The 18538-nt window shown below is 62.3% G+C and carries 23 protein-coding genes and 1 pseudogene; 1 reads left to right on the top strand and 23 read right to left on the bottom strand.

The features are described from left to right. Nucleotides 1-77: 77 nt before the first annotated feature. The 3 genes from KV110_RS05545 to KV110_RS05535 form a co-directional block, all read right to left on the bottom strand. Entirely contained in the window at nucleotides 78-2561 is a 2484-nt protein-coding gene (locus KV110_RS05545) for an FHA domain-containing protein (RefSeq protein WP_218474019.1), read from the bottom strand. Between the two features lie 235 nt (nucleotides 2562-2796). Next, complete coding sequence (locus KV110_RS05540; RefSeq protein WP_218474017.1) at nucleotides 2797-3819, bottom strand: site-specific integrase; 1023 nt, start codon at nucleotides 3817-3819, stop codon at nucleotides 2797-2799. A 298-nt stretch (nucleotides 3820-4117) separates the two neighbouring features. Beyond that, on the bottom strand, nucleotides 4118-4315 hold the full coding sequence (locus KV110_RS05535) for a helix-turn-helix transcriptional regulator (RefSeq protein ID WP_218478191.1): 198 nt from the start codon (nucleotides 4313-4315) through the stop codon (nucleotides 4118-4120). A gap of 215 nt (nucleotides 4316-4530) precedes the next feature. On the opposite strand from KV110_RS05535, the gene KV110_RS05530 reads away from it, so the two are divergent. Further along, on the top strand, nucleotides 4531-4998 hold the full coding sequence (locus KV110_RS05530) for a DUF2637 domain-containing protein (protein ID WP_218474016.1): 468 nt from the start codon (nucleotides 4531-4533) through the stop codon (nucleotides 4996-4998). Nucleotides 4999-5218: 220 nt separating this feature from the next. Here KV110_RS05530 and KV110_RS05525 read toward each other — a convergent pair whose 3' ends face one another. The 20 genes and pseudogenes from KV110_RS05525 to KV110_RS05435 form a co-directional block, all read right to left on the bottom strand. Next, a complete protein-coding gene (locus KV110_RS05525) occupies nucleotides 5219-6484 on the bottom strand; it encodes an RNA ligase family protein (RefSeq protein WP_218474014.1) in 1266 nt (421 codons plus the stop codon). Nucleotide 6485: 1 nt separating this feature from the next. Then, complete coding sequence (locus tag KV110_RS05520; RefSeq protein WP_218474013.1) at nucleotides 6486-7400, bottom strand: phosphatase domain-containing protein; 915 nt, start codon at nucleotides 7398-7400, stop codon at nucleotides 6486-6488. After that, nucleotides 7397-8122 carry a cutinase family protein gene (locus tag KV110_RS05515; protein WP_218474011.1) on the bottom strand — a complete coding sequence of 242 codons (726 nt, stop codon included), beginning with the start codon at nucleotides 8120-8122 and terminating at the stop codon, nucleotides 7397-7399. Before KV110_RS05515 ends, KV110_RS05520 begins: the two co-directional genes overlap by 4 nt. Before the next feature lie 154 nt (nucleotides 8123-8276). After that, nucleotides 8277-8612: a hypothetical protein gene (locus tag KV110_RS05510; protein ID WP_218474010.1), complete on the bottom strand. Its 336-nt coding sequence runs from the start codon at nucleotides 8610-8612 to the stop codon at nucleotides 8277-8279. A gap of 195 nt (nucleotides 8613-8807) precedes the next feature. Next, the gene (locus KV110_RS05505) at nucleotides 8808-10622 is read right to left on the bottom strand and encodes a DNA polymerase (RefSeq protein WP_218474008.1); all 1815 of its coding nucleotides are present in this window, start codon (nucleotides 10620-10622) and stop codon (nucleotides 8808-8810) included. Further along, nucleotides 10619-10858, bottom strand: coding sequence for a hypothetical protein (locus KV110_RS05500; RefSeq protein ID WP_218474007.1), 240 nt, complete (start codon nucleotides 10856-10858; stop codon nucleotides 10619-10621). Before KV110_RS05500 ends, KV110_RS05505 begins: the two co-directional genes overlap by 4 nt. A gap of 90 nt (nucleotides 10859-10948) precedes the next feature. Then, nucleotides 10949-11428: a hypothetical protein gene (locus tag KV110_RS05495; RefSeq protein ID WP_218474006.1), complete on the bottom strand. Its 480-nt coding sequence runs from the start codon at nucleotides 11426-11428 to the stop codon at nucleotides 10949-10951. Continuing rightward, complete coding sequence (locus KV110_RS05490; protein WP_218474004.1) at nucleotides 11425-11586, bottom strand: hypothetical protein; 162 nt, start codon at nucleotides 11584-11586, stop codon at nucleotides 11425-11427. Before KV110_RS05490 ends, KV110_RS05495 begins: the two co-directional genes overlap by 4 nt. After that, a complete protein-coding gene (locus KV110_RS05485) occupies nucleotides 11583-12152 on the bottom strand; it encodes a hypothetical protein (RefSeq protein WP_218474002.1) in 570 nt (189 codons plus the stop codon). Before KV110_RS05485 ends, KV110_RS05490 begins: the two co-directional genes overlap by 4 nt. Next, on the bottom strand, nucleotides 12149-12913 hold the full coding sequence (locus KV110_RS05480; protein ID WP_218474001.1) for a metallophosphoesterase: 765 nt from the start codon (nucleotides 12911-12913) through the stop codon (nucleotides 12149-12151). Before KV110_RS05480 ends, KV110_RS05485 begins: the two co-directional genes overlap by 4 nt. Continuing rightward, nucleotides 12910-13353 carry a hypothetical protein gene (locus KV110_RS05475; protein WP_218473999.1) on the bottom strand — a complete coding sequence of 148 codons (444 nt, stop codon included), beginning with the start codon at nucleotides 13351-13353 and terminating at the stop codon, nucleotides 12910-12912. Before KV110_RS05475 ends, KV110_RS05480 begins: the two co-directional genes overlap by 4 nt. A 94-nt stretch (nucleotides 13354-13447) precedes the next feature. Beyond that, on the bottom strand, nucleotides 13448-13690 hold the full coding sequence (locus KV110_RS05470) for a glutaredoxin family protein (protein ID WP_246634360.1): 243 nt from the start codon (nucleotides 13688-13690) through the stop codon (nucleotides 13448-13450). A 7-nt stretch (nucleotides 13691-13697) separates the two neighbouring features. Beyond that, complete coding sequence (locus KV110_RS05465) at nucleotides 13698-14369, bottom strand: toprim domain-containing protein (protein WP_218473998.1); 672 nt, start codon at nucleotides 14367-14369, stop codon at nucleotides 13698-13700. A gap of 34 nt (nucleotides 14370-14403) precedes the next feature. Further along, a pseudogene (locus tag KV110_RS42015) lies at nucleotides 14404-14583 on the bottom strand (CHC2 zinc finger domain-containing protein); the annotation flags it as partial. Beyond that, nucleotides 14583-14942, bottom strand: coding sequence for a DUF6197 family protein (locus KV110_RS05460; protein ID WP_218473996.1), 360 nt, complete (start codon nucleotides 14940-14942; stop codon nucleotides 14583-14585). The gene KV110_RS05460 and the pseudogene KV110_RS42015, both read right to left, overlap by 1 nt. Before the next feature lie 4 nt (nucleotides 14943-14946). After that, nucleotides 14947-15357 carry an endonuclease VII domain-containing protein gene (locus tag KV110_RS05455; protein WP_246634359.1) on the bottom strand — a complete coding sequence of 137 codons (411 nt, stop codon included), beginning with the start codon at nucleotides 15355-15357 and terminating at the stop codon, nucleotides 14947-14949. A 16-nt stretch (nucleotides 15358-15373) separates the two neighbouring features. Beyond that, nucleotides 15374-16126 carry an AAA family ATPase gene (locus tag KV110_RS05450; RefSeq protein ID WP_281427815.1) on the bottom strand — a complete coding sequence of 251 codons (753 nt, stop codon included), beginning with the start codon at nucleotides 16124-16126 and terminating at the stop codon, nucleotides 15374-15376. 123 nt (nucleotides 16127-16249) lie between these two features. Further along, a complete protein-coding gene (locus KV110_RS05445; protein ID WP_218473992.1) occupies nucleotides 16250-17071 on the bottom strand; it encodes a RecB family exonuclease in 822 nt (273 codons plus the stop codon). Nucleotides 17072-17101: 30 nt separating this feature from the next. After that, nucleotides 17102-17380 (bottom strand): hypothetical protein, encoded by a 279-nt coding sequence (locus KV110_RS05440; RefSeq protein ID WP_218473990.1) that lies wholly within the window; start codon nucleotides 17378-17380, stop codon nucleotides 17102-17104. Nucleotides 17381-17399: 19 nt separating this feature from the next. Continuing rightward, nucleotides 17400-17909, bottom strand: coding sequence for an XRE family transcriptional regulator (locus KV110_RS05435; RefSeq protein WP_218473989.1), 510 nt, complete (start codon nucleotides 17907-17909; stop codon nucleotides 17400-17402). Nucleotides 17910-18538 lie beyond the last annotated feature (629 nt).

Here is an 18538-nt window from a genome sequence, read left to right as displayed (position 1 = left end):
CTGGTGCGCGGCCGAGATGCTTGTTGTTGTCCGGAGCCCCCGGTAGTAGCCGGAAAATGGCGACCCGCCGAGCCGCATCACGCGACCGACTTCTTCAGTCGCAGCCGCCGCCAGGTGATGATGGCGAGCACCAGCGTGATCAACAGCAGCATCCCGATATCCAATGCCCAGATGCCCGGCGTGTGCTGCCACAACGTATCCGGCTGCGCGTTGAGGAACACCTCACGAATGTTCACCGTCGATGCCCCGGCGGCGTAACCCCAGCGGGCCGGGAACAACCAGGACACCTGCTCGAGCACCACCCGGCCGGTGACCGGGATCAACCCGCCCGCCATCACCAGCTGGCACATGATGGCGACCACGAGCAACGGCATCACCTGCTCGTTCGACTTCGCCAGCGACGAAAGCAGCAGTCCGACAACGACGCAGCACACCGCGGTCAACGCGATGTCGAGATACAGCTCCGCACTGCCGGAGGCCAGCACCGCACCCTCGCCGGGCCGCTTCTTGCCCGCCAGCACGATGCCGACCAGCACCGCCGACTGCAGCAGCGCGGTGCTGCTGAACACCGCGACCTTCGCCAGCAGATACGCCGACGGCAGCAGTCCGACCGCGCGTTCGCGCTGGAAAATGGTGCGCTCGCCGACCAGGTCGCGCACGGTGAGCGTGGAGCCCATGAAGCAGGCGCCGAGGATCAGGACCACCAGCAGCTGCTGAGTCTCCCCGCCACCCGTCGGCACAAAGGTGCCGTCGGGCAACGCCTTCAACGCGCCCCGCTGGAAACCGTCCTTACCAGGCACGACCAGGGACAGCGCGCCGAGGATGAACGGCATCACGATGAGGAACGAGAGGTAGCCGCGGTCGGCCAGGATCAGCCGGATCTGCCTGCGGGACAGCGTCGAGAACTGTTTGCCGCCACTGGATTGCGGCGGCGAGCCCGCCGGGCCGTATTGCTGCGGCGGCGGAGGTGGCGGCGGCGGCGCGAACGCCTGCCTCGATCGATAGGCGGCGAACGCCTGATCCGGATTGGCGGCGACGTTGGCGAAGATCTCGGCCCAGTCGCTGGTGCCGAGCGCCGCGCCGACACCGGCCGGGTTGCCGCAGTAGGCGGTCTTGCCGCCGGGCGCGAGCAACAGCACCTGGTCACACATGTCCAAATGCGCCACCGAGTGGGTCACCACGATCACCACGCGGCCCGCGTCGGCCAGCTCGCGCAGCATCACCATCACCTGCCGGTCCAGCGCCGGATCGAGACCGGAGGTCGGCTCGTCCAGGATCAGCAATGACGGACCGGTGAGCAGCTCGAGCGCCACCGAGGCCCGCTTGCGCTGACCGCCGGAGAGCCGGTCCACCCTGGTGTCCGCGTGCTCGGTGAGGGAAAGTTCTTTCAGCACACCGTCGATCACGGCCTGCCGATCGGCCTTACTGTTGTCCGGCGGCAGTCGCAGCTCGGCCGCGTAACCGAGCGCCTGGCGCACGGTGAGCTGCCGGTGCAGCACGTCGTCCTGCGGCACCATGCCGATCCGGGAGCGCAACGCCTCGTACTCGGCGTGCAGATTGCGGCCCTCGAAGGTGACCACGCCGCCGGACGGTCGGGTGGTGCCCGCGATCAACCGGGACAGCGTCGACTTGCCCGCACCGGACGGGCCGATCAGCGCGGTCAGCGTGCCCCGGCTGGCCTGCATGTTGACATCGACGAGCAGCTGCTTGTTGCCCTCGACGGTGAACCCGACCCCGTGCACCGCGAGGCCCTGCTCGGCCACCGGCTTCTGCCGCAGCACCAAAGTGCCTTGCTGCACGACGAAGTCGATGTTGCCGATGGTGATGATGTCGCGTTCGCGCAGCACCGCCCGCTGCTGGCGGTGGCCGTTGACGAAGGTGCCGTTCGCCGAGCCGAGGTCCTCGATGGTCAGCCCCTCGGTGGCGGCGACGAGGCGCGCGTGCTTGCGCGAGGCCAGCGGATCGTTGACGACGATCTGATTGTCGGTGGTGCGGCCGATCGCCAGGCCGCCCGCGGGCAACCGATCGGCCCTGGCGATCGGCGCGGTCGAGGCCCTGGCCCGCACCGGTGGCGTGCTCGAGGTGTCGGCCCGGGTGGTCATGTTGATGTTGATCGGCGGCGGCGCGTCCTGCGGCGGCGGATACGCCGGGCGCTGGAACTGCTGGCCGGGCCGCGGCCCCGCGATCGGCGGCTGACCCGCCATCGCCTGCTGCGGCGGCCGCATCGACGGGCGCTGCGGGGGTTGCGGATTCGCGGGCAAGAGGTGTAGCAGCGGCCCGCTGATCGCGTCGCCGAGCCGCACCTGCGTCGGCCGGTCGATGGACACCGGTTGGGCCAGTCGGCGCGCGTCCACGAACACGCCGTTGGTGCTCCCGTTATCGCTGAGCACCCATGCGCTACCCTGCCAAGCGAGCGTCGCATGGACCCGGGATACGAGCGGGCTGTCGACGAACAGCGTCACCTCCGGCGCACGACCCATGGTGACCTGCTGGCTCGAATCGAAGACTCGTTCGTTTCCATCATGGCGCACGGTGATGGTCTGCGCCCCCGGTGAAGACATGCAGCGGATAGTATCAGCGAAGGTGTATCCGCTGGTCAGAGCCGATTCCCGCCCCTTCCGGGAAGTGCCCCGAAAGCCGTGCCTACCAGCGCTTTCGAGGTGCGTACGCTTCCCGGAATGCCCTCCCGAGTCCGGGAACATCCCTTGGAAAGTGACGGTGAAAGTACCGATTCCCTTCCCGGTTGTTCCTAGCTCCGACAGTGTCAGACCACAGCCACACGCAGCGTCGGATCTCTCAGGCTGCCAGCAACACCCGCTCCGACAAAAGCTCTACGGGCGCAAGAAACTCCAGCACTTCCGCGTTGTCCACAGCTTCATGCACGTACCCGTTGGGATCGATGTAATGCCGGGTAACCATGCTCGACCCCTCTGCGTGGCCTAGCTGAGCGCCCGCACGCCTGGAATCACCGGTCCGGCCCATTACCTCAGTCGCCACTGTGTCCCGCAGGTTTCCGAACTGAAGCCACGACAAGGCTGTACCGGCTCGCAGACGATCCAGTGCCGCGTCCGCCGTTGTCGGCGCGATGATGCCGCTGTTCCGCCCGCCGTTTCGAGCACGAAACACCAGGGTCTCAGTACTGGGCGGCTGGCACACCGCTTTCCACTCCCTGAGTATCGCTGTGAGCCAGTTAGGCAGCACGATGTAGTACGCCTTCCCCCTCTTGCGGTTAGGTTGCCTGTAAGGCGGTTTACCCGCCACTTTTACGATCGTGGCACCGATGTAGGCAATGCCGCACTCATCGGTCAAGTCCAGGTCACACCACCTCAACGCAAGCCCCTCCGACGTGCGTACACCTGTACCGAGGAGGGTCAAGACGAACGGCATGAGCCACCGAGCGGCACGGGGATTTCGCCTGTGCACCACGAGCATTCGGTATAGACAGCCCCGCTCATCAGTGGTTACCGCCCGCTGCTGCCCTGGCTTCTTCTTCGGACGCTCGATCAGCTTGATAGGCGAGACATCGAACAGTTTCTGCCGGGTCAGGAGCTTGAACAGCCTGCTCAGTACTGTGTAGTGCAGCGTTGCTACGCCTGGTTGATCCTCGAAAACATCCCAAAGGTAGTCAGTCAAGAAGCCGGGGTCTCCAGCTTCTGCTATGGACAGGTTGCCCATTTCGGTTTCAAGACGTATCGCATCCGGCTTCGTTCTCCACGTTTCCTCGGTGTCGGACTGGTATATAGCCTGCCGGTAGAGCCCGAGTGTCTTCTCTTTGATTTCGCCGCTCTCCACACGCTTCTCGGTCTCTTCGATCAGCATCTCAAAAGCCCGGCTCATCTTGTCGGTCGTCGCAAGCTTGGTAGTGCTTCGACTCGAGCGACGTCGGTTAGATCCCTTGCGTCGGTTGCGGTCCCATGCTTCCCAAAAGCGTTCCAAGCACTCTTTCTGTGTACGACCGGAGCCGGACGAGCGTGTGTAAGTACCGTTGAATCGCCGGTGCCGCACCTCGTTGATATGCCACTGGCCATCAGCACCTTTGACCGGAACTGGCTTCTTCTCTGGCTCGGCCCCCGGAACCATTGCTATACGAGGCAATCGTTTACACGCCTTCTTGTTCTCAGCCCGCCACGTCGTCTCCGAACTGCTGAATCTGCCAGGTCAAGACGTCGCAGGCACGGTAGCGGCATCGGCCGCGGCCGACTTTCGTGAAGGGTGGCCCCTTCTTCTCAGATGCCCAGTTAGCGAGAGTCTTGACTGCGAATCCCAGTCGGTCAGCGACTTGTTGGCGGGTTAGCCATTCTTCTTTTTCGGACAGTTCGGAACCTTCCGTGAGGGTTTCAGTGGTTGTCTATAGCCAACTCCGTTGCTCCGGGTTAGCTGATTCGGGAAGCCGTCTCGCGGCTGCAATTTCGTGCGTTGACGCCGGACGCCGAAGTCCATACGGTCGAGTCCGACAAGCAATAAAGAGCCCCCCACCGGACTGGTACTCCGATGAGGGGCGATACACCAAGTTGAGGTTGGTGCAACACGATGCTATCTCGTGCGTTCTCGCGCGTCTCCGAGGTGACCCCGGTCCAGGCAGCGACGGCCGGAACCGTCGCGGTCGGCGGGTTCTCGTTCCTGGTCTCCTACACCGAGTTGTCTTGGCTCGCGGCGCATTACCACACCCCGCACCCGTGGTCGTTTCCGTTGATCGTGGATGGTCTGGTGATCGTGTCCACGATCGCGGCTACCGCGATGCGGCGACATGCTTGGTACGCGTGGGTGCTGCTCGGTGTCGGTGCACTCCTGTCGGTCGTAGGCAACGGTCTGGCCGCCTACCTGTCGGCCGGCTCGTGGGTCGCGGTCGGTATTTCTGCTGTGCCTCCGCTCGTGCTGCTCGCGGTAACCCACCTGACGATGGTGATGCGCGACCAGGCCGACGCGCCCGGGGGCGAAGCGGTTGACCAGTCGGCCGCGGAGTTCGATATCTCCGAGTTGGAGCTTGTTCCGGCTTAGCTGCGCCCGGCCGGTACCCCCTGGACGACCTCCCGAGAGCTGAGCTCTCCGGGGGTTACCGGTCGTGCGGTGATATCTTCGATTTCGTCGCTGTCTCATTCACACGTCGCAGCGGCCGACGTCGGGAGCTTCGGCTCCCGGCACTTTTTCGAGACTGAGAGTCGTCTCGGATACGTGGTTGCGGGGGTCCGGCACGACGGCCCCCCGCATTCCGCTTCTTCTACGCCGCTGCGGCTTGTGTCGATTCCATATCCGGGATTCCTTGGTTGTTCATATCGGTCTCATGTTCGTAGAACCGGGGTGCCTTGGCTTTGTAGAGGTCTGGTGTCAGCCCTTCGACGCGGACCACCACGCCCTCATCGACCGTCGTACCGGGGTCGAGCGGGACCGCGTTCGGGTGTCCCTCGTCGTAGTATCGGCGGTCCATCCAATCATCGACCTGGAAATTCTCGGCATATCCAGCCCATAGCAGCGGTGCGGGGTTGAGTCCGAGGCTGTGGCAGAACTCTTCGAGTTGCGGCCATGCGAGATCGGTCATCCGCCCTTCTGGGTTCACCATCGCGACGCGATAGACGTATAGCCTGGCGTGCCCCTTCGGGATGTCGTAGGTGTATCCCTTCTGGATGGGAGAGAGGTCAGAAGTCCAGCCGATTAGTTCGCCGTAAATCACGTGCCCGGCTGGGATCAGGCCGTCGAGCTTCTTGCCCTCGGTGGTCCAGATGTCCATGCCGTAGTGGTGGATCTGGTCGGGGTCATTGATGTCTTTGATGACCCGCCGCGATCCGTAGACGTTGTCGTAGGCGGTCTGCTGAACCGTGACGCCGAGGCGCTTAGCGAGCCGTTCTCGCCAGGGGAGCTTGCGCTCAACGAGGGTCCGCCCAACTCTGATCGACGTGCCGTGAAGCTTCTGCGTGACGTAGACGAAGTCATCGGGTTCGATCGCGTGTTGGTGTCGCCAGTACTGGTTGGTGTCGAGATGTTGCGGAAAGTACTTGTCGGCAATGCGTCGTGGCTTCGGCGCCAGGTTGCCTTTGGTGCTCGCGGTCCGTAGTGGCCTCACCTCGTACTTGCGGCAGATTTCGACGTTGTTCAGCGTGTCGAAGGTGTCGCCGTCGCGAAGCTCGTCCGGATCAATGCCGGTGAATGCCAGGCTTGTCAATGGCATGAACATGGCGTCGCTTCGGTGCCCGCCGAACTTCAACGCCTTGACCCTGCGGTTGTCTTCGAGGTATCCGGTGGATGTCGGATCCTCGTTGAGATCGGCGTTGCGATACAGGTTGTTCGCTGAGGCGTAGGCGTGGCTGAGCTGTGTTTCGGCGGGAAAGAACACGCCGAGATCGCCTACCTGCCAGCCTTTTTGGGCGATGGCTTGGTGCCCGTAGAGGGGCAGGCCGACGATGCGGTCCTTGTCCTTCAGCGAAAGGACAGCCTTCACCGAAGTGACCACGGCTGAGTAGTTCTCGTTCTTGGGGGTGTCGAAACGCAAGCTAGAAGTTCCCTTCCTGGACCTGAAATGTCTTGAGCCCCAGCCGTCGCCACATAGCGACAACGGAGTTGCGGTCGTCAAAGACACCGAGCACGTTGTAGTTGTGCCGGATGTGTTTGTTGAAGATTTCGAGCTTCACGATGTGGTCGGGCCGGTTGTCGTCGTCGGCTCTCATGAGGGTCAGGTCGGAGTAGATCTGCTGACGGTGCAGCCACGCCAGCGAGGCGTCCAGGCAGACGGCCTTGCGGCCTGACACGATGATCATGACGGGAGAACCTGACGGCGTTTCGTCCGTGGACAGCATCTGGTAGACGTGACGGACGGTGTGGTCGACCGCGTCTTCTCCTACTCGGCTGAAATCGTAGGGATCGCGCCCGTGCATGTGGGCGAGCGTGCCGTCCAAATCGAAAATCCACGCTTCGGGCTTCGTGATGTCCGGTACGTACCGTTCGAGATCGGCCACGGTCCGCGGTGTGACCGGTTGCCACTGGGCGACTGGAAACCGTTTGGCTATATCGAGGATTCGCCCGTGCGGAACGTAGCGTTGCGCGGCTCGTTGCCGCGCCCGGTTTCGCTCGATACAGGTCTCGGCATCGGTCCGGAAGTCGACGCATCGGAAGTCGGCTCCGTGCTCGCGGGCCAGATCCGCCCAGTTTCGGGCGACTCGCAGGCGCAGGTTGGTGTCGTCAACGATTACCGAGATTTCCCGGTCGAGCAGGCTTGCCGCCATGGCGTTTTGCGCCACGGTAACGGCGCACTCTTGCGCGTCGGTGAGGATGCCTTCGCCGTTGAACAGCATCTTGCGGAGGTCATCTCGATTGACCCGCGCTCGGTTCGGTTGTTCTGCAATCCAGTTGAGCGCATAGGTGGTTTTCCCGCTGCCTGGATAGCCGCGAGTGATGACTAGTTCGGTCAATAGCCGAACTCCTCGTTCAGGGCTTCGGCCAGTCGCTGTGCGTGGCCCTCGAACACGTATGCGTCGGTGTGGCGGCCGTCGAACAGGTACGCCCGTGCTTGGCGAGCTGCGCCGAACCAGGTCCGATGGTTTTCGATCGACCACCACCGCTGGAGCTGCCTACTGCTCGCGGTCTCGATGAGAGATTGGCCCCATCGGATGAATCCGTCCAGACTCGCCATGTTCCAGTACGCGGACAGGTCCGCGATCGAACGCAGCGCCGACCCTTCGGGTAGCGCGGTGATTGGGTCGCCTTCGGCGGCGACGTGCCAGGCTGGAATGCCGGTGATGTGCCGTTGTCCGGTGATGCCGTAGCCGCCGGGGTCCAGGCCGACCAGGTCTATCCCCGCCGGCCGGGCTGGGTCCGCGATCAGCGCGACACCGAGCACTTCCAGGTCGGTGTGCATTCCGCGGCCGATCTCGTCGGCCACGTCTCCGGCGATGCCCGCGCCTTGGCTGTAGCCAGCGAGAACGACGAGATTCGGCGTGGCCCTGATGGCGTTGATGAGCGCTTCACGTCCGGCGCGGACGGAGTCGGCGTAGGTGACCCGGTTGCCGTAGTCGGCGGGGTAGTCGATCCAGCGCGCCCGGAACTTGGCCGGGTCCAGGTGGGACGCGAATGCGTTAGTGACGCCCTCCCCGTTTGGGTTCCAGGTGCCGCCCATGATCAGGACATCGATCATTCGCCGCTCCCGCAGTGGCTAGCGGTGGTGGAGGAGTCACACGGGGAGGCCGGTACACCCGACTCGTAGGCTGTCGTCGCGGTTGCGACCTCGTTGTTGGATGAACTCGCGGTGCTGGTTCGGTAGGAGGTCCGCTTCTTGTTGTTGCGGTAGGTCAATGCAGTCCCTTCGAGTTCTCAAGTGCCAGTTCGGTATCGGCGAGCTGACCGGTAAGAGCGTCTTTCTCGATGTCGAGTCGTTCGGCTTCGTCCAGGGCTTCACGGAACCGGCGAATCAACGCCGGGAGTCCGGAGTGGACGATGGCTATGAATTCGGCGTCGGCTTGGTTGGCGAATGACACGATGGGTGACTTCTGGTCCTGGCCTTCGACAGACCAGACTTCCCAGACACCGAGTCCTTCGTCTTCGGAGGCCGCCCATGCGGCCTGGTCGGCATCGGTGGTCTTGGCCCACGCTTGGTAGAGCCGGTCCAGGAACTCGTCATCGTCCACTGTGCTGCCAATCGCAATCGAGCGCCGCTGACTTCGCGCTGGTGTTGGCGGCGACTACACAGAAGACCGTCCTGCCGTCCTGGAGCCGGACGGTTCGTACCTCTGTTCCGACCGTGCCCGCCCTGGAGGGATCGCACGCGGACAAAACCAGAACGCCGAAAGCCAGAAGACCAACGGCCACAATCTTTTTCATAGTCAAGCTGCTTTCGTCATGTATCCGTGTCCCCACGAGGGGCCGTAAACGTCGGCGTCGGTGTCGATCAGGACGCCTTCGAGTTCCATCCGTAGATGGCGTGCGATCTCCCGTGCGCCGTACTCGGCGTGCTCGGCCGGCACCGAGGCGATTACCTCGTCATGCACGGGTAACCGCAGGTAGGGTGTGAATCCGGCGTTGTCCAACGCGAGAAGACCGCGGCAGGTCACATCTCGGCTGGTGCTCTGGATCATGTAGTTGAGCGCCGAGTATGGGCGTGAGCGGTCGACCGGCAGGCGTCGACCTGTTCGGGTGGTGATGTATCCCTGTTGGACAGCGATTTTCGACAGCCGCTTCGCGAAGACAGCCACCTGTGGATAGGTTCGGGCGAAGGCCGCGAACACCTGCTTGGCAGTCGCCATATCGATATCGGCTTTTTCGGCGAGGGTTGAAGCACCGCCGCCGTAGACCTGCAAGAAATTGGTTGTCTTGCCGACTTGGCGGACGACACCTGCCGCCTCGGCGGTGAGTTGGTGAAGGTCCGCGCCTTCAGCGAATGCCTGCCGCATAGTCGGATCACCAGACAGCGCGGCGAGTACCCGAAGTTCTTGCGCCGCATAGTCAACGCTGACGATCGAGCGGCCCGGCTCGGCGATAAAGCACCGCCGGATCGTCGGGTCTCCGGAGGGCAACGTTTGAGCCGGGATGGTCGAGATCGACATTCGAGCGGTGCGGGCACGAAGCGGATGGATCGAGGGATGCACCCGGTCTCCGGGATCGCGGCCTTCCAGGAACGATTGCAGCCATGTCTTTCGCCACTTCCGCGCCTTCTTGGCCTCGGTAACTGCGGCGACCAGATGCCCGACGCTGCCCAACTCGGGGACATCTTCGGCAAGGTTGCCCAACAGAACCTTGTCGACTTTCCGCTTGCCTGTCGGTGTCCGTTCGGGGATCTGGACTCCAAGTTCCCAGAGCACTTCGGCGACCTCCTCGGTGGCGTTCACCGAGTGGATTCCGAAGAACGCCAACGCGTGAAGCGTCGCCTCTTCCTCTTGTGCCCTCAGCTCGTCGGCGAGCTGTTCTGTGTAGGTGACATCGAGCAAGAACCCGGTTCGCTCCATCGCGGAGCACACCCGGGCTACCTCGTGTTCGTAGGCGATCAGGTGCCGGGATTCGCTGGGCACCAAGGGCTCTACCGCGCTGTGGAGCCGCATCGTGAATACGGGGTCCATCCCGGCGTAGAGCAGATATTCGGGGTCGTCTACGACCTCGGGGACGGCCCATATCTTGTCTTTGCTGGTCTTGTACCGCGTCGCTAGTTTGGCGGGTAGCCCCTTGACCTCCTCGCCTGCGTTGGGGTCGACGTAGCGCTTCACCAACGCTTCGAGCGAGTGGCCGGTGCCGCCTTCCTCTTCGCCGCGCGGGTCCACCAGGTGGGCGAGGATCCGCGTATCGGCCACCCTGGGCCACAGTTGCACCGATGGCACCGCGAGGTGGTGTTCGAGCACCTGGATATCGAAACTGGCGTTCTGAATGATCGGGTGGCTGAGGCTGAGGACGGCTTTTCGTGCGACCTCGAGGAACCGGGCGCCGTTCTCCACGACCAGCACCCAGCCTTCGCGTTCGGTGCCGAATTGCACTGTGCGGAGCCGGTATCCGGCGCTGTAGATGTCTAGGCCGGTGGTTTCGGTGTCGAGCCCGATCCGGCGTCGATTGTTGGCGTCGATCCAGTCAGAGAACTGAGTGAGGTCGGCGTCTGTCTCAGGGATTCGGATAGAGACGGCTTCGCCGCAGAGCCTGTAGTGAAGTTCTCTCACGCCACCTCGGGGTAATAGATGCGCCGGACGATGCGGCTGATGTTGGGTTCGCCGACGCCGTACATCTCCGCCAGCTCCGCGTGACTGAGCTTGGCGTTGTCTGCCAGACGACGGATCCATCGGACATCGTTGTGCGACAACTTTTTCCGGTTGTCGTACTTGGCCTTCAGTGCTTCGTTCTCGGTCTCCAGTTCCTCGATCCGGCGATACAAGAAGGCGGTATCAGCAGTGGCCATGGTGCGGTGCTCCCGTTCTCGGTTTCGGTTCCAGGACGAAAAGGGGCGGCTCCCAATACGAGAGCCGCCCTCGGGTGTTGTTAGGTCAGATCAGCGAAGCCACTGCTTTTCGCACTGGTCGGGTGTGCTGGCCGGAGCGGGGCACATGAATGCCGACCACGGCTTACCGTCCTTCTTGGCTACGCCGGACTTGAAGACCATCTCGCCGTGCTTGCACTGGCGCCCTTCGCCGCCGGGTGCCTGCTGATGAGCGGGTTTGGCCGCCGGAGCGGGACGTGCAGCTGGCTGTGTGCCCTGTGGCGCGGGCTTGCCGGGTGCGAGGCCAGCGAAATGTGCTGCCGCTTCCTGTGACAGCTTCATCAGGGCTCGGGAATCCCTCACCAGCTGTTCGGCTTCGGCGACACTGTCGGCGTGGTGCACGATCCACGGAGCATCGAAGTCTCGGCCGCCCTTGAGCGTGACGACCACCTTGCCGTCACGGCGAGTCGGGCCGGGCTTGGCCGCGGCCGTACTCTCAGGTTCGGTCGGGGCGTCAGCGGTCGTTGCGTTGTCAAACGGGTCGTTGGTCAAGCTGCACTCCTCTTTCCGCAGTACATTTCGATGTCGTCGTCGGACCAGTTGTCCAGCAGCGCCGGTTTCTGGTCGAAATGGATGTCCGGATGCGCCCAGCCCCGGTACATCTCGATGGATCCGTTGCCGTTCAGCGCGGGGTCCAGGATGTCTTTCACTCGTTGCCCTTCGATGCGGTCTGCGCCGCTGCGTTGGAGACCACGCGCCGCGCGCCTGGTCCGTCGCCGTACTCGGCTCGTTTCACTCGTGCCTGGCGGTTCATTTCTTCGGTGACTGCGATGACGCCGCGCTTGACGGCGTTGTAGTCGATGCCTTTTTGCTTCTCGCCGAACCGCTTTCGGATCGCGTCGGCGTACTGGGGGTTCTTCGCGCGGATCACTTCCATTGCGGCAGTGAGGTCATCGAGTAGTTCGGCCCACCGCAATTGGCCGTCGAGCGCTTTCCGCACGTCGTCGGTTGAGTACTGCACGTTGGTCGCGAATCGGATGTTCTTCTCGGCCTCAGCTGAGGCGATCTTGTGCCCGTGCTGCACGAGCAGCCGATAGGACAGGTAGTCGTCGGATCCGACGATTTTGGTTTGAACTGATTTGCTGGTCAGGATCCACAGCCATAGTTCTTGTCCGAGGTCTTCGGCGTCGATGACGCCGGGCCATTCACGTACTACCGCGCTCGCGGCGCGACCGATGAGGTTTTGAACCTTCTTCGTATCGAGCAATTCCCTCATACCTGCCACACCCGGCCGTCGACCGTGAACTTGTTAGCGGTGATCGGGATGGCTTCGGGCCTGACGTGGTTGCCGTCGACCGTGAGAATCCCGAAACCCATCTGCCAGTTCGCGGTTGCGCCTTTCAGGTACTGGGCCTGCTTCATGTCCATGAGGTGTCCGACCTCGAACCCGGTGTTGATTCGTTCCTGTGCGCCGTATCCGGTCGTGTGCGGCACCGCTGCCAGCCGATGTGTGTGTCCCATGGCGACGGAGGTTCCGAAGCGGCGCACCGCGTTTAGCGCAGTCTTGCCGGATTCCTGGCTGAGCCGGATTCCGCCGCGGTGCCCGTGGGTGGTTACCCAGCCCGGCGCTACGTGATAGAACTCCGGGAGCATAGAAACGCCAAACCGGTTGAAGTCCAACAGTTCCGGCAAATCGAAAGCCCCGGACTCTGCGAGTGCCGGGGCGTATTTGCTCAGGTATTCTCTTGGTCTCAGATCGTGGTTTCCCTCGTGTACGCCGATCGGTCCTTCGTAGACCTCCCGGAGGGGGGCGAGGAATCGGCGTTTAGCCTGTTCGCAGTCCTCCAGGACGCTGCCCTCGAACTCCGCGGCCGTCCCCTTCGACCAGCGCGACGGCTGAGGGAAGTCCATCAAATCGCCGATGTGGACTACTTCATCCGGTTGCGTATCCGCGATGTACCGGATGACGGCCTTCACCGCTCTCCGGTGGTCGTAGGGGATCTGGGTATCGGAGATGATGACGATTCGGCGCGTCAAGCAATCACCTCGGTGAAGGGCGCGTAGTCGTTATCAGCACCATCGGTCTCGAAACGCTCATGTAGTGAACCGGTGCGCCCGTACGAGGTTCGGAAGGTGATGCCGTCGACCTTGACAACGCCGTCGCCGTCGATGTCGGTGACTTCTACGTCATCGGGTACGTCTTCGATTCGGTCCCATATCCGTGCGACGCGACGCGAGCCGTCCCCGGGCGGCGCTGGGCTGTCCGATCCGATCCGACGTAGTTCACGGGTGATGAACCACAGTGCCTTGTTCAGATCCTGACCGATGTCGCCCTTGTTGTTTCCATCCATGCGGCACGACCGGCCGATGTACTGAACTGCTTGTGCGGCATTGGGAGTCAGGTTCTCCGTGATGTCGATCATCTCGGCCCCGTTGCTGAAACCCTGGTAGTAAGACGGGTCAACCTTGCTATTCAAACTGTTTATACACCTTCCCAGTCTTCGAAAAACTCATCAGCACAGTCACATTCATCTGAACCGCAACCCCAGCCGTCGAAGTCACGCTGATCGTCTAGTCCGTCTTCGATTTCATTTGATCCGTCCACTCTCGGATCTTCTCCTCTCGCGCACCTGTCCAATGGTCGGCACGCTCCATCACCACGACAACGGGCACTTCCTGTGCCCCGAGGTGGAATTTCAAGTACTCGAACGCTTGTGGGTCTTCGGTGATATCGACTTCGGTGAAGTCAACTCCCTGTTTGATCAGCGCTCGTTTGGTGTACGCACACGGTTGGCAGCTCGGCCTCGTGTACACCGTGACCTCAATCGGCCTCAATTCCCAGTCTTTCTTTGAATGCTTCTGGTCCTTCCGCGAGGATCAGCGAGTTGACGTCTTCACCCTCTGGGAGGTAGATGACCTTGGCGTTCGGAAGGTGTTTCGCGGTAGCTGCTGCGAACTTCCGGCCTGCCTTGTCCCCATCTGCGGGGATAAGCGCGGTCTCGTAGCCGAGCAGTGCGTCCCGGAACCAAGGTTGCCAAGCGTTCGAACCCGGAAATCCGGTGGTCGGCAGCCCGATCCGGTGCGCCGCAATGGCGTCGAGTTCGCCTTCGGCCAACACCACGAACCGGGATGGAACCAGTAGATCGGCCGTGTTGTACAGCCGGGGCCGGTCTCCAGCCAGTGTCATGTACTTGCCATGACCGCTGTGTTCGCAATCCTCTGCGATGCAACGGAATCGGATCGACACCACTGATAGACGACCGTCCGCCGCCGTCCTCAGATAAGGGATTGCGAGAAACCCTGCGTAGTCCTCATGCCCAGGGAGCGGATCGGCCACGTACCCGAGCAGGAACGGGTCCAGTCCCTGTCTGTCCAGATCCGTCAGTCCGCGATTGGCCGAATACTCTTCGGCTGGGCTTCCTCGGAACGCTCTCGCGTACAGCGTCGTCGCGTCCTGGAGATAGGTCCGCTGCGAGGCGCTTAGCCTCTGCAAAACTGATGCCCTCCTCTTGGTGTCTGATGATGTCGATCGCGTCGCCGGAGGTGCCGCACGCGAAGCAGTTGAATCGGTTGTGCTCGAAGGAGATCGACGCGGAAGGTCGCGATTCTCCGTGGAACGGGCACAAGCACTTGTTGTAGGTTTGCCGGTCCTCCGGCGGGATCCAGTCCGGGTAGTACCGCTGGATAGCCGCGATGATCGCGGTCATTACGCCAGGTTCTCGATAGCCTGCTCGAACGCCTCGATGACTACGTCGGGGTTGGGTGCCGAGTCGTTGACCCGATAGACATCGGAGAAGTCACCATCGGCATCAGGGAGCAGACCCAGTCGCAGCATGGACAACCGCACAGCGTCAGCCTCCGGAGAATTCTGATAGGCGCGTTTCGTCCCAAACTTTCGGTCTTCATCGATGGCGACGGCGAAGCCGCGCAGCCCGGTACGGGCAGCATGTATAGCTCCCAGCGAGCAGTAGCAGCCGCTTTCGTGGTTGTAGAGCACTCCCCGCCCGAGCCCGGCTTTGTTGATCAGGCCGAGGGCGATAGTCAGGTTTTCGGCGACAGGGCGCAATTGATCATCCTTCGTGGTTTGGCACCACCCGACGCCCGATCACTCGAAGCGCGGGCGGATCGGTGAGGTAGGCGACAACACGCTGTGCTGCTGCCACGTCGTCTCGTAGATGTCCGAGGACATCGCGGTTACAGCTCTTACACAGCAGCCCGCGGACCTCGCCGGAGGAATGCGAGTGGTCAACCGCCAGACGTTTCCGAGCGCCGGTCGCTCGTCGGCAGATGAAGCATGTCCCCGCTTGGTGGGCGAGCAATTGCTCGTACTCGGCAGCCGTGATGCCGTAGGTGGCTTCGATGTGCCTGCTGTGACTGGTCTTTCGGAGTTTCGACCGGCGTGCGCGGTGATGCGTCGCGCATCTCGGCCCGGGGTGTGGAGTCGGGCGGCGGGTCGTGATCAGTTCTGCCGTGCAGTCCACGCACGGCTTCACCGGTTTACGCGGCACGGAGGTCGCGGACGGTCATGGTGTCGCCGATCCACTCAAGTTCGGCGAAGTCCGCGCCCGATGGGTCCGCGCGGCCTGCGCGGTTCTTGACCGTCGACACCCCGAGCACGTCCCCGCCGAACTCTCTGATCGGCCTGAACAGGGTCAGCACGAGTTCGGGAACTCTTGTGATCTGTCCTTTGACCCCGCTGAGGGGAATCGGCTTTTCGGCGTCCACATATGGCCCGGTGACGTGATGTAGACACACGACGCACGCGCCGGTTTGGCGTGCCATTCCGTGTAGGTAGTCGGTGAGGGCTTCCAGCCCGGCGAACGGATCCTCGCCGCTTGCTTCGGTCGATACGTTCGTGATGTTGTCGATGACCACCAACTGCGGGTAGTGACCGTAGACCTCGTCGTACGCCAGCGTCGCGCGTTCGATGTCATCCAGGGTCGGGGACGCTTCGTAGACCAAACGGATCGGAACCTTGGTCAGTAGGTCGGAGACCATGCCGAGGTCTCCGGCAAGTACTCGTTTGGCTGCATCCTCGTGGCGCCATCCGGTGAGAACGCTTACCGAGCGCGTGAGCTGGGTGAACGCGTCGCTGTCCGCGCTGAAATAGAGGGTCGGCACCTTGGACCGCAGAGCGAGCGTGAGAGTAAACAGGCTTTTGCCGGTGCCAGGGCCGGCGGCGACGAGGACGAGCTGTCCGCGCAGGAATTCCGCGCCTCGCTCGGCTAGGGCTTTGAAGACCGTTGGCAGCGGCTTGCCTGCCGCACCTCGGATGGTCTGGGATTGGAGCAGGGTGTAAACGTCGGTACCTCCTGTTCAGGGCACAAAAAAAAGCCCCGGGACGCTTGTCCGGGGGCGTACTGGTTGTTCAGGTCACATGGAGAATTCGCACGAGGATGCGACCGAGCAGAACCGGCACTTCGACGGTTCCGGATCCGGGGTGAAGCGTTCGGCTTCGATGTTCTCGGCTAGCTGGTGGAACTCTTCAGTGACTCGCTCCACCGACCAGTCGGTGAGGTCGTAGTCGAAGGTCGGCTTGCCGGTTCTCGCCATCCAGTAGTCCCCTACCGAGGGAGGCTCGATCTCGTACTTGACCGCTAGCGCTGCGCTGTAGGTGCCGAGCTGGAAGTCATCGCCGGGTTGGTTGCCGCTCTTGTTGTCTCGCACCCGGATGCGGCCGGTGACCTGGTCCACGATCACTGCGTCAATGAAGCCGCGGACTGTGACGCCGCCCAGATCGACAACGAAACCCAACTCGATCCCTGGCTCACCATCTGGATCTATCCAGATGACTTCGTTCGGATGCCGCTCGTACCAGGCCGGGTATCGCTCGACTTGTTCGAGCCCGAGCCCGTACCGGCGCTCGATATCCTGCGGCCCCGCGTACGGCCCCGACCGGAACCAGTAAGTGAGATTCGGTGTCTCGCTGCACATCTCGTTGGTCTCGCGGACGTAGGACTCTCGGAACACTTCTTGCATCTCGGCAACGGTCATTGTTCGGCCGGATCGTTCGTAAGCCTCCGCGGCTTCGTGGAACGCAGTGCCTTGAGATAACCACGCGGCGGGCCGCTGCCAGACCCTCTCGATCCTTTCCAGGTAGTAGCCGTAAGGGCATCGGTTGTATGTCTTGTGCTGAGAAACAGAAAGAGGCCGCCCGGTACCGGGCGGCCTCTCGTCTGTGGTCGAACCGTTCATCCGGTTCCCACCATGTCTACTCCTATTTGGTTATGCTGCGCTTTCCTTGACCCCGTCGATCCGATAGCAGGACATGAGCGCTTGCCCGAACATGAACTGCGGCAACCTTTCCGTTCGCTCGGACAACAACTTTGTTCTGCGTACCTTGATGAAATCCGCAACCGGATCATAATTTTCGTCATCCAAGGGCAACGCCAAACTCCGATGGACGAACAGCAAGACGGTACCAGCGGTTACCTCGAGAAAAGCCTGCACCCACGGCAGGTTATTCACTACGACAAGTGAATCGTGGCGCAGCAGATCAAGCAAGTTCGTCCATCCCCTTCGCTTACGGGTCCTTCGGCGGAAACACCCAAATCTTCTTCCCGTTGGATGTCAGCCGAGTGTGCTCGTTTAGCCTGATGAGGAGTTTCGCACCATCACGCTGTTCGCGCGGACGGTAGGCGAAGCCGCCGGCCGGGGAAACACCCGGGGTAGGAGGGAGTTCGGGATCGAATTCGAGTACGACCTCGTACTTGCGAAGCATGTCGTACCAGGACCGAAGCCTTGACTTCTTCTCAGCCGACATGCCCTCGCCGCCGGTCGCCATGAACTCCCCGTGATCCCGCATCCGCCGGTACGGCGGCGTCCGCTGCATCGCGGAGGGAACCTTCCAGGGAAACTCTTCCCCCACCATCCTTCGCGGCGTCTTCGGTAGTGCTATTCCGTGACGGGCCGCGAACTGCTGAACGTACTGCCGAGACTTTCCACAGCGTCTAGCGATTTCGGCGAACCCTACGCCTTCATCTACCAGCGCCTTGACCGCCTCGGCCGACAATCCGTCAATGACTGTATTCATTTGTTGGTCCTTCTCGGCCCCCGACTTGTCCGCTGTCACAACAGACTAGTTGACAGTGTCTCCGGGCATATGTCAACTACGTCATCCCCGCACCCCCTCCCCTTCGACCCCAACCCGTCCTTACGGTATCGAACACACGTTCGACAGTCTAACGATGTGATCCGAGTCTCCGTTAAAAGCCGTTTAAAAGTCAACCTGACGGGGTAAACAGTCCAGTTCGCTTAGGGTCGACGGAATGCCTTCTCGCACACTCTGATCTGCGGAAACCTTCGCCCGCCGCCCGTTTGGAACTGCCTCAAACCTCTACCGCCCCAGCATCAATCCGCCACATCTCCGTTCGGCAATCCGGCCCTGATGCTGCGCCGAGTTGTTTCTCCTCGGCCCAAACCTTCACAGACGCACTATCGTTGAACGATCGCGAGGAACAACCAGACCGGAGCCCACAGCCCGCACGAGACCAAGGTAAGTGCGAAGTGCAGCGGGTGGTTGCATCTCCGGCGCGGCGTCGCGGTGACGTGCTGCACCACCACCGGTTGCCGCGGACTGCCATAGACCGGATTCGGCTGTTGCGGCCCCCGGCCCGGCCACACCCCGGGTCCAGCCGGATACTGTTGCTGATACTGGGAATT

Source organism: Nocardia iowensis (assembly GCF_019222765.1).
In the GTDB taxonomy this organism is placed as follows: Bacteria; Actinomycetota; Actinomycetes; order Mycobacteriales; family Mycobacteriaceae; genus Nocardia; species Nocardia iowensis.
This window is presented reverse-complemented; position numbering and strand designations above follow the sequence as displayed.

Coding starts and splice junctions, on each gene's coding strand:
- KV110_RS05545 (WP_218474019.1), bottom strand. CDS start 2,561: ATGTCTTCACCGGGGGCGCAGACCATCACCGTGCGCCATGATGGAAAC.
- KV110_RS05540 (WP_218474017.1), bottom strand. CDS start 3,819: ATGCTGATCGAAGAGACCGAGAAGCGTGTGGAGAGCGGCGAAATCAAA.
- KV110_RS05530 (WP_218474016.1), top strand. CDS start 4,531: ATGCTATCTCGTGCGTTCTCGCGCGTCTCCGAGGTGACCCCGGTCCAG.
- KV110_RS05515 (WP_218474011.1), bottom strand. CDS start 8,122: ATGATCGATGTCCTGATCATGGGCGGCACCTGGAACCCAAACGGGGAG.
- KV110_RS05500 (WP_218474007.1), bottom strand. CDS start 10,858: ATGGCCACTGCTGATACCGCCTTCTTGTATCGCCGGATCGAGGAACTG.
- KV110_RS05485 (WP_218474002.1), bottom strand. CDS start 12,152: ATGAGGGAATTGCTCGATACGAAGAAGGTTCAAAACCTCATCGGTCGC.
- KV110_RS05445 (WP_218473992.1), bottom strand. CDS start 17,071: ATGAACGGTTCGACCACAGACGAGAGGCCGCCCGGTACCGGGCGGCCT.
- KV110_RS05435 (WP_218473989.1), bottom strand. CDS start 17,909: ATGAATACAGTCATTGACGGATTGTCGGCCGAGGCGGTCAAGGCGCTG.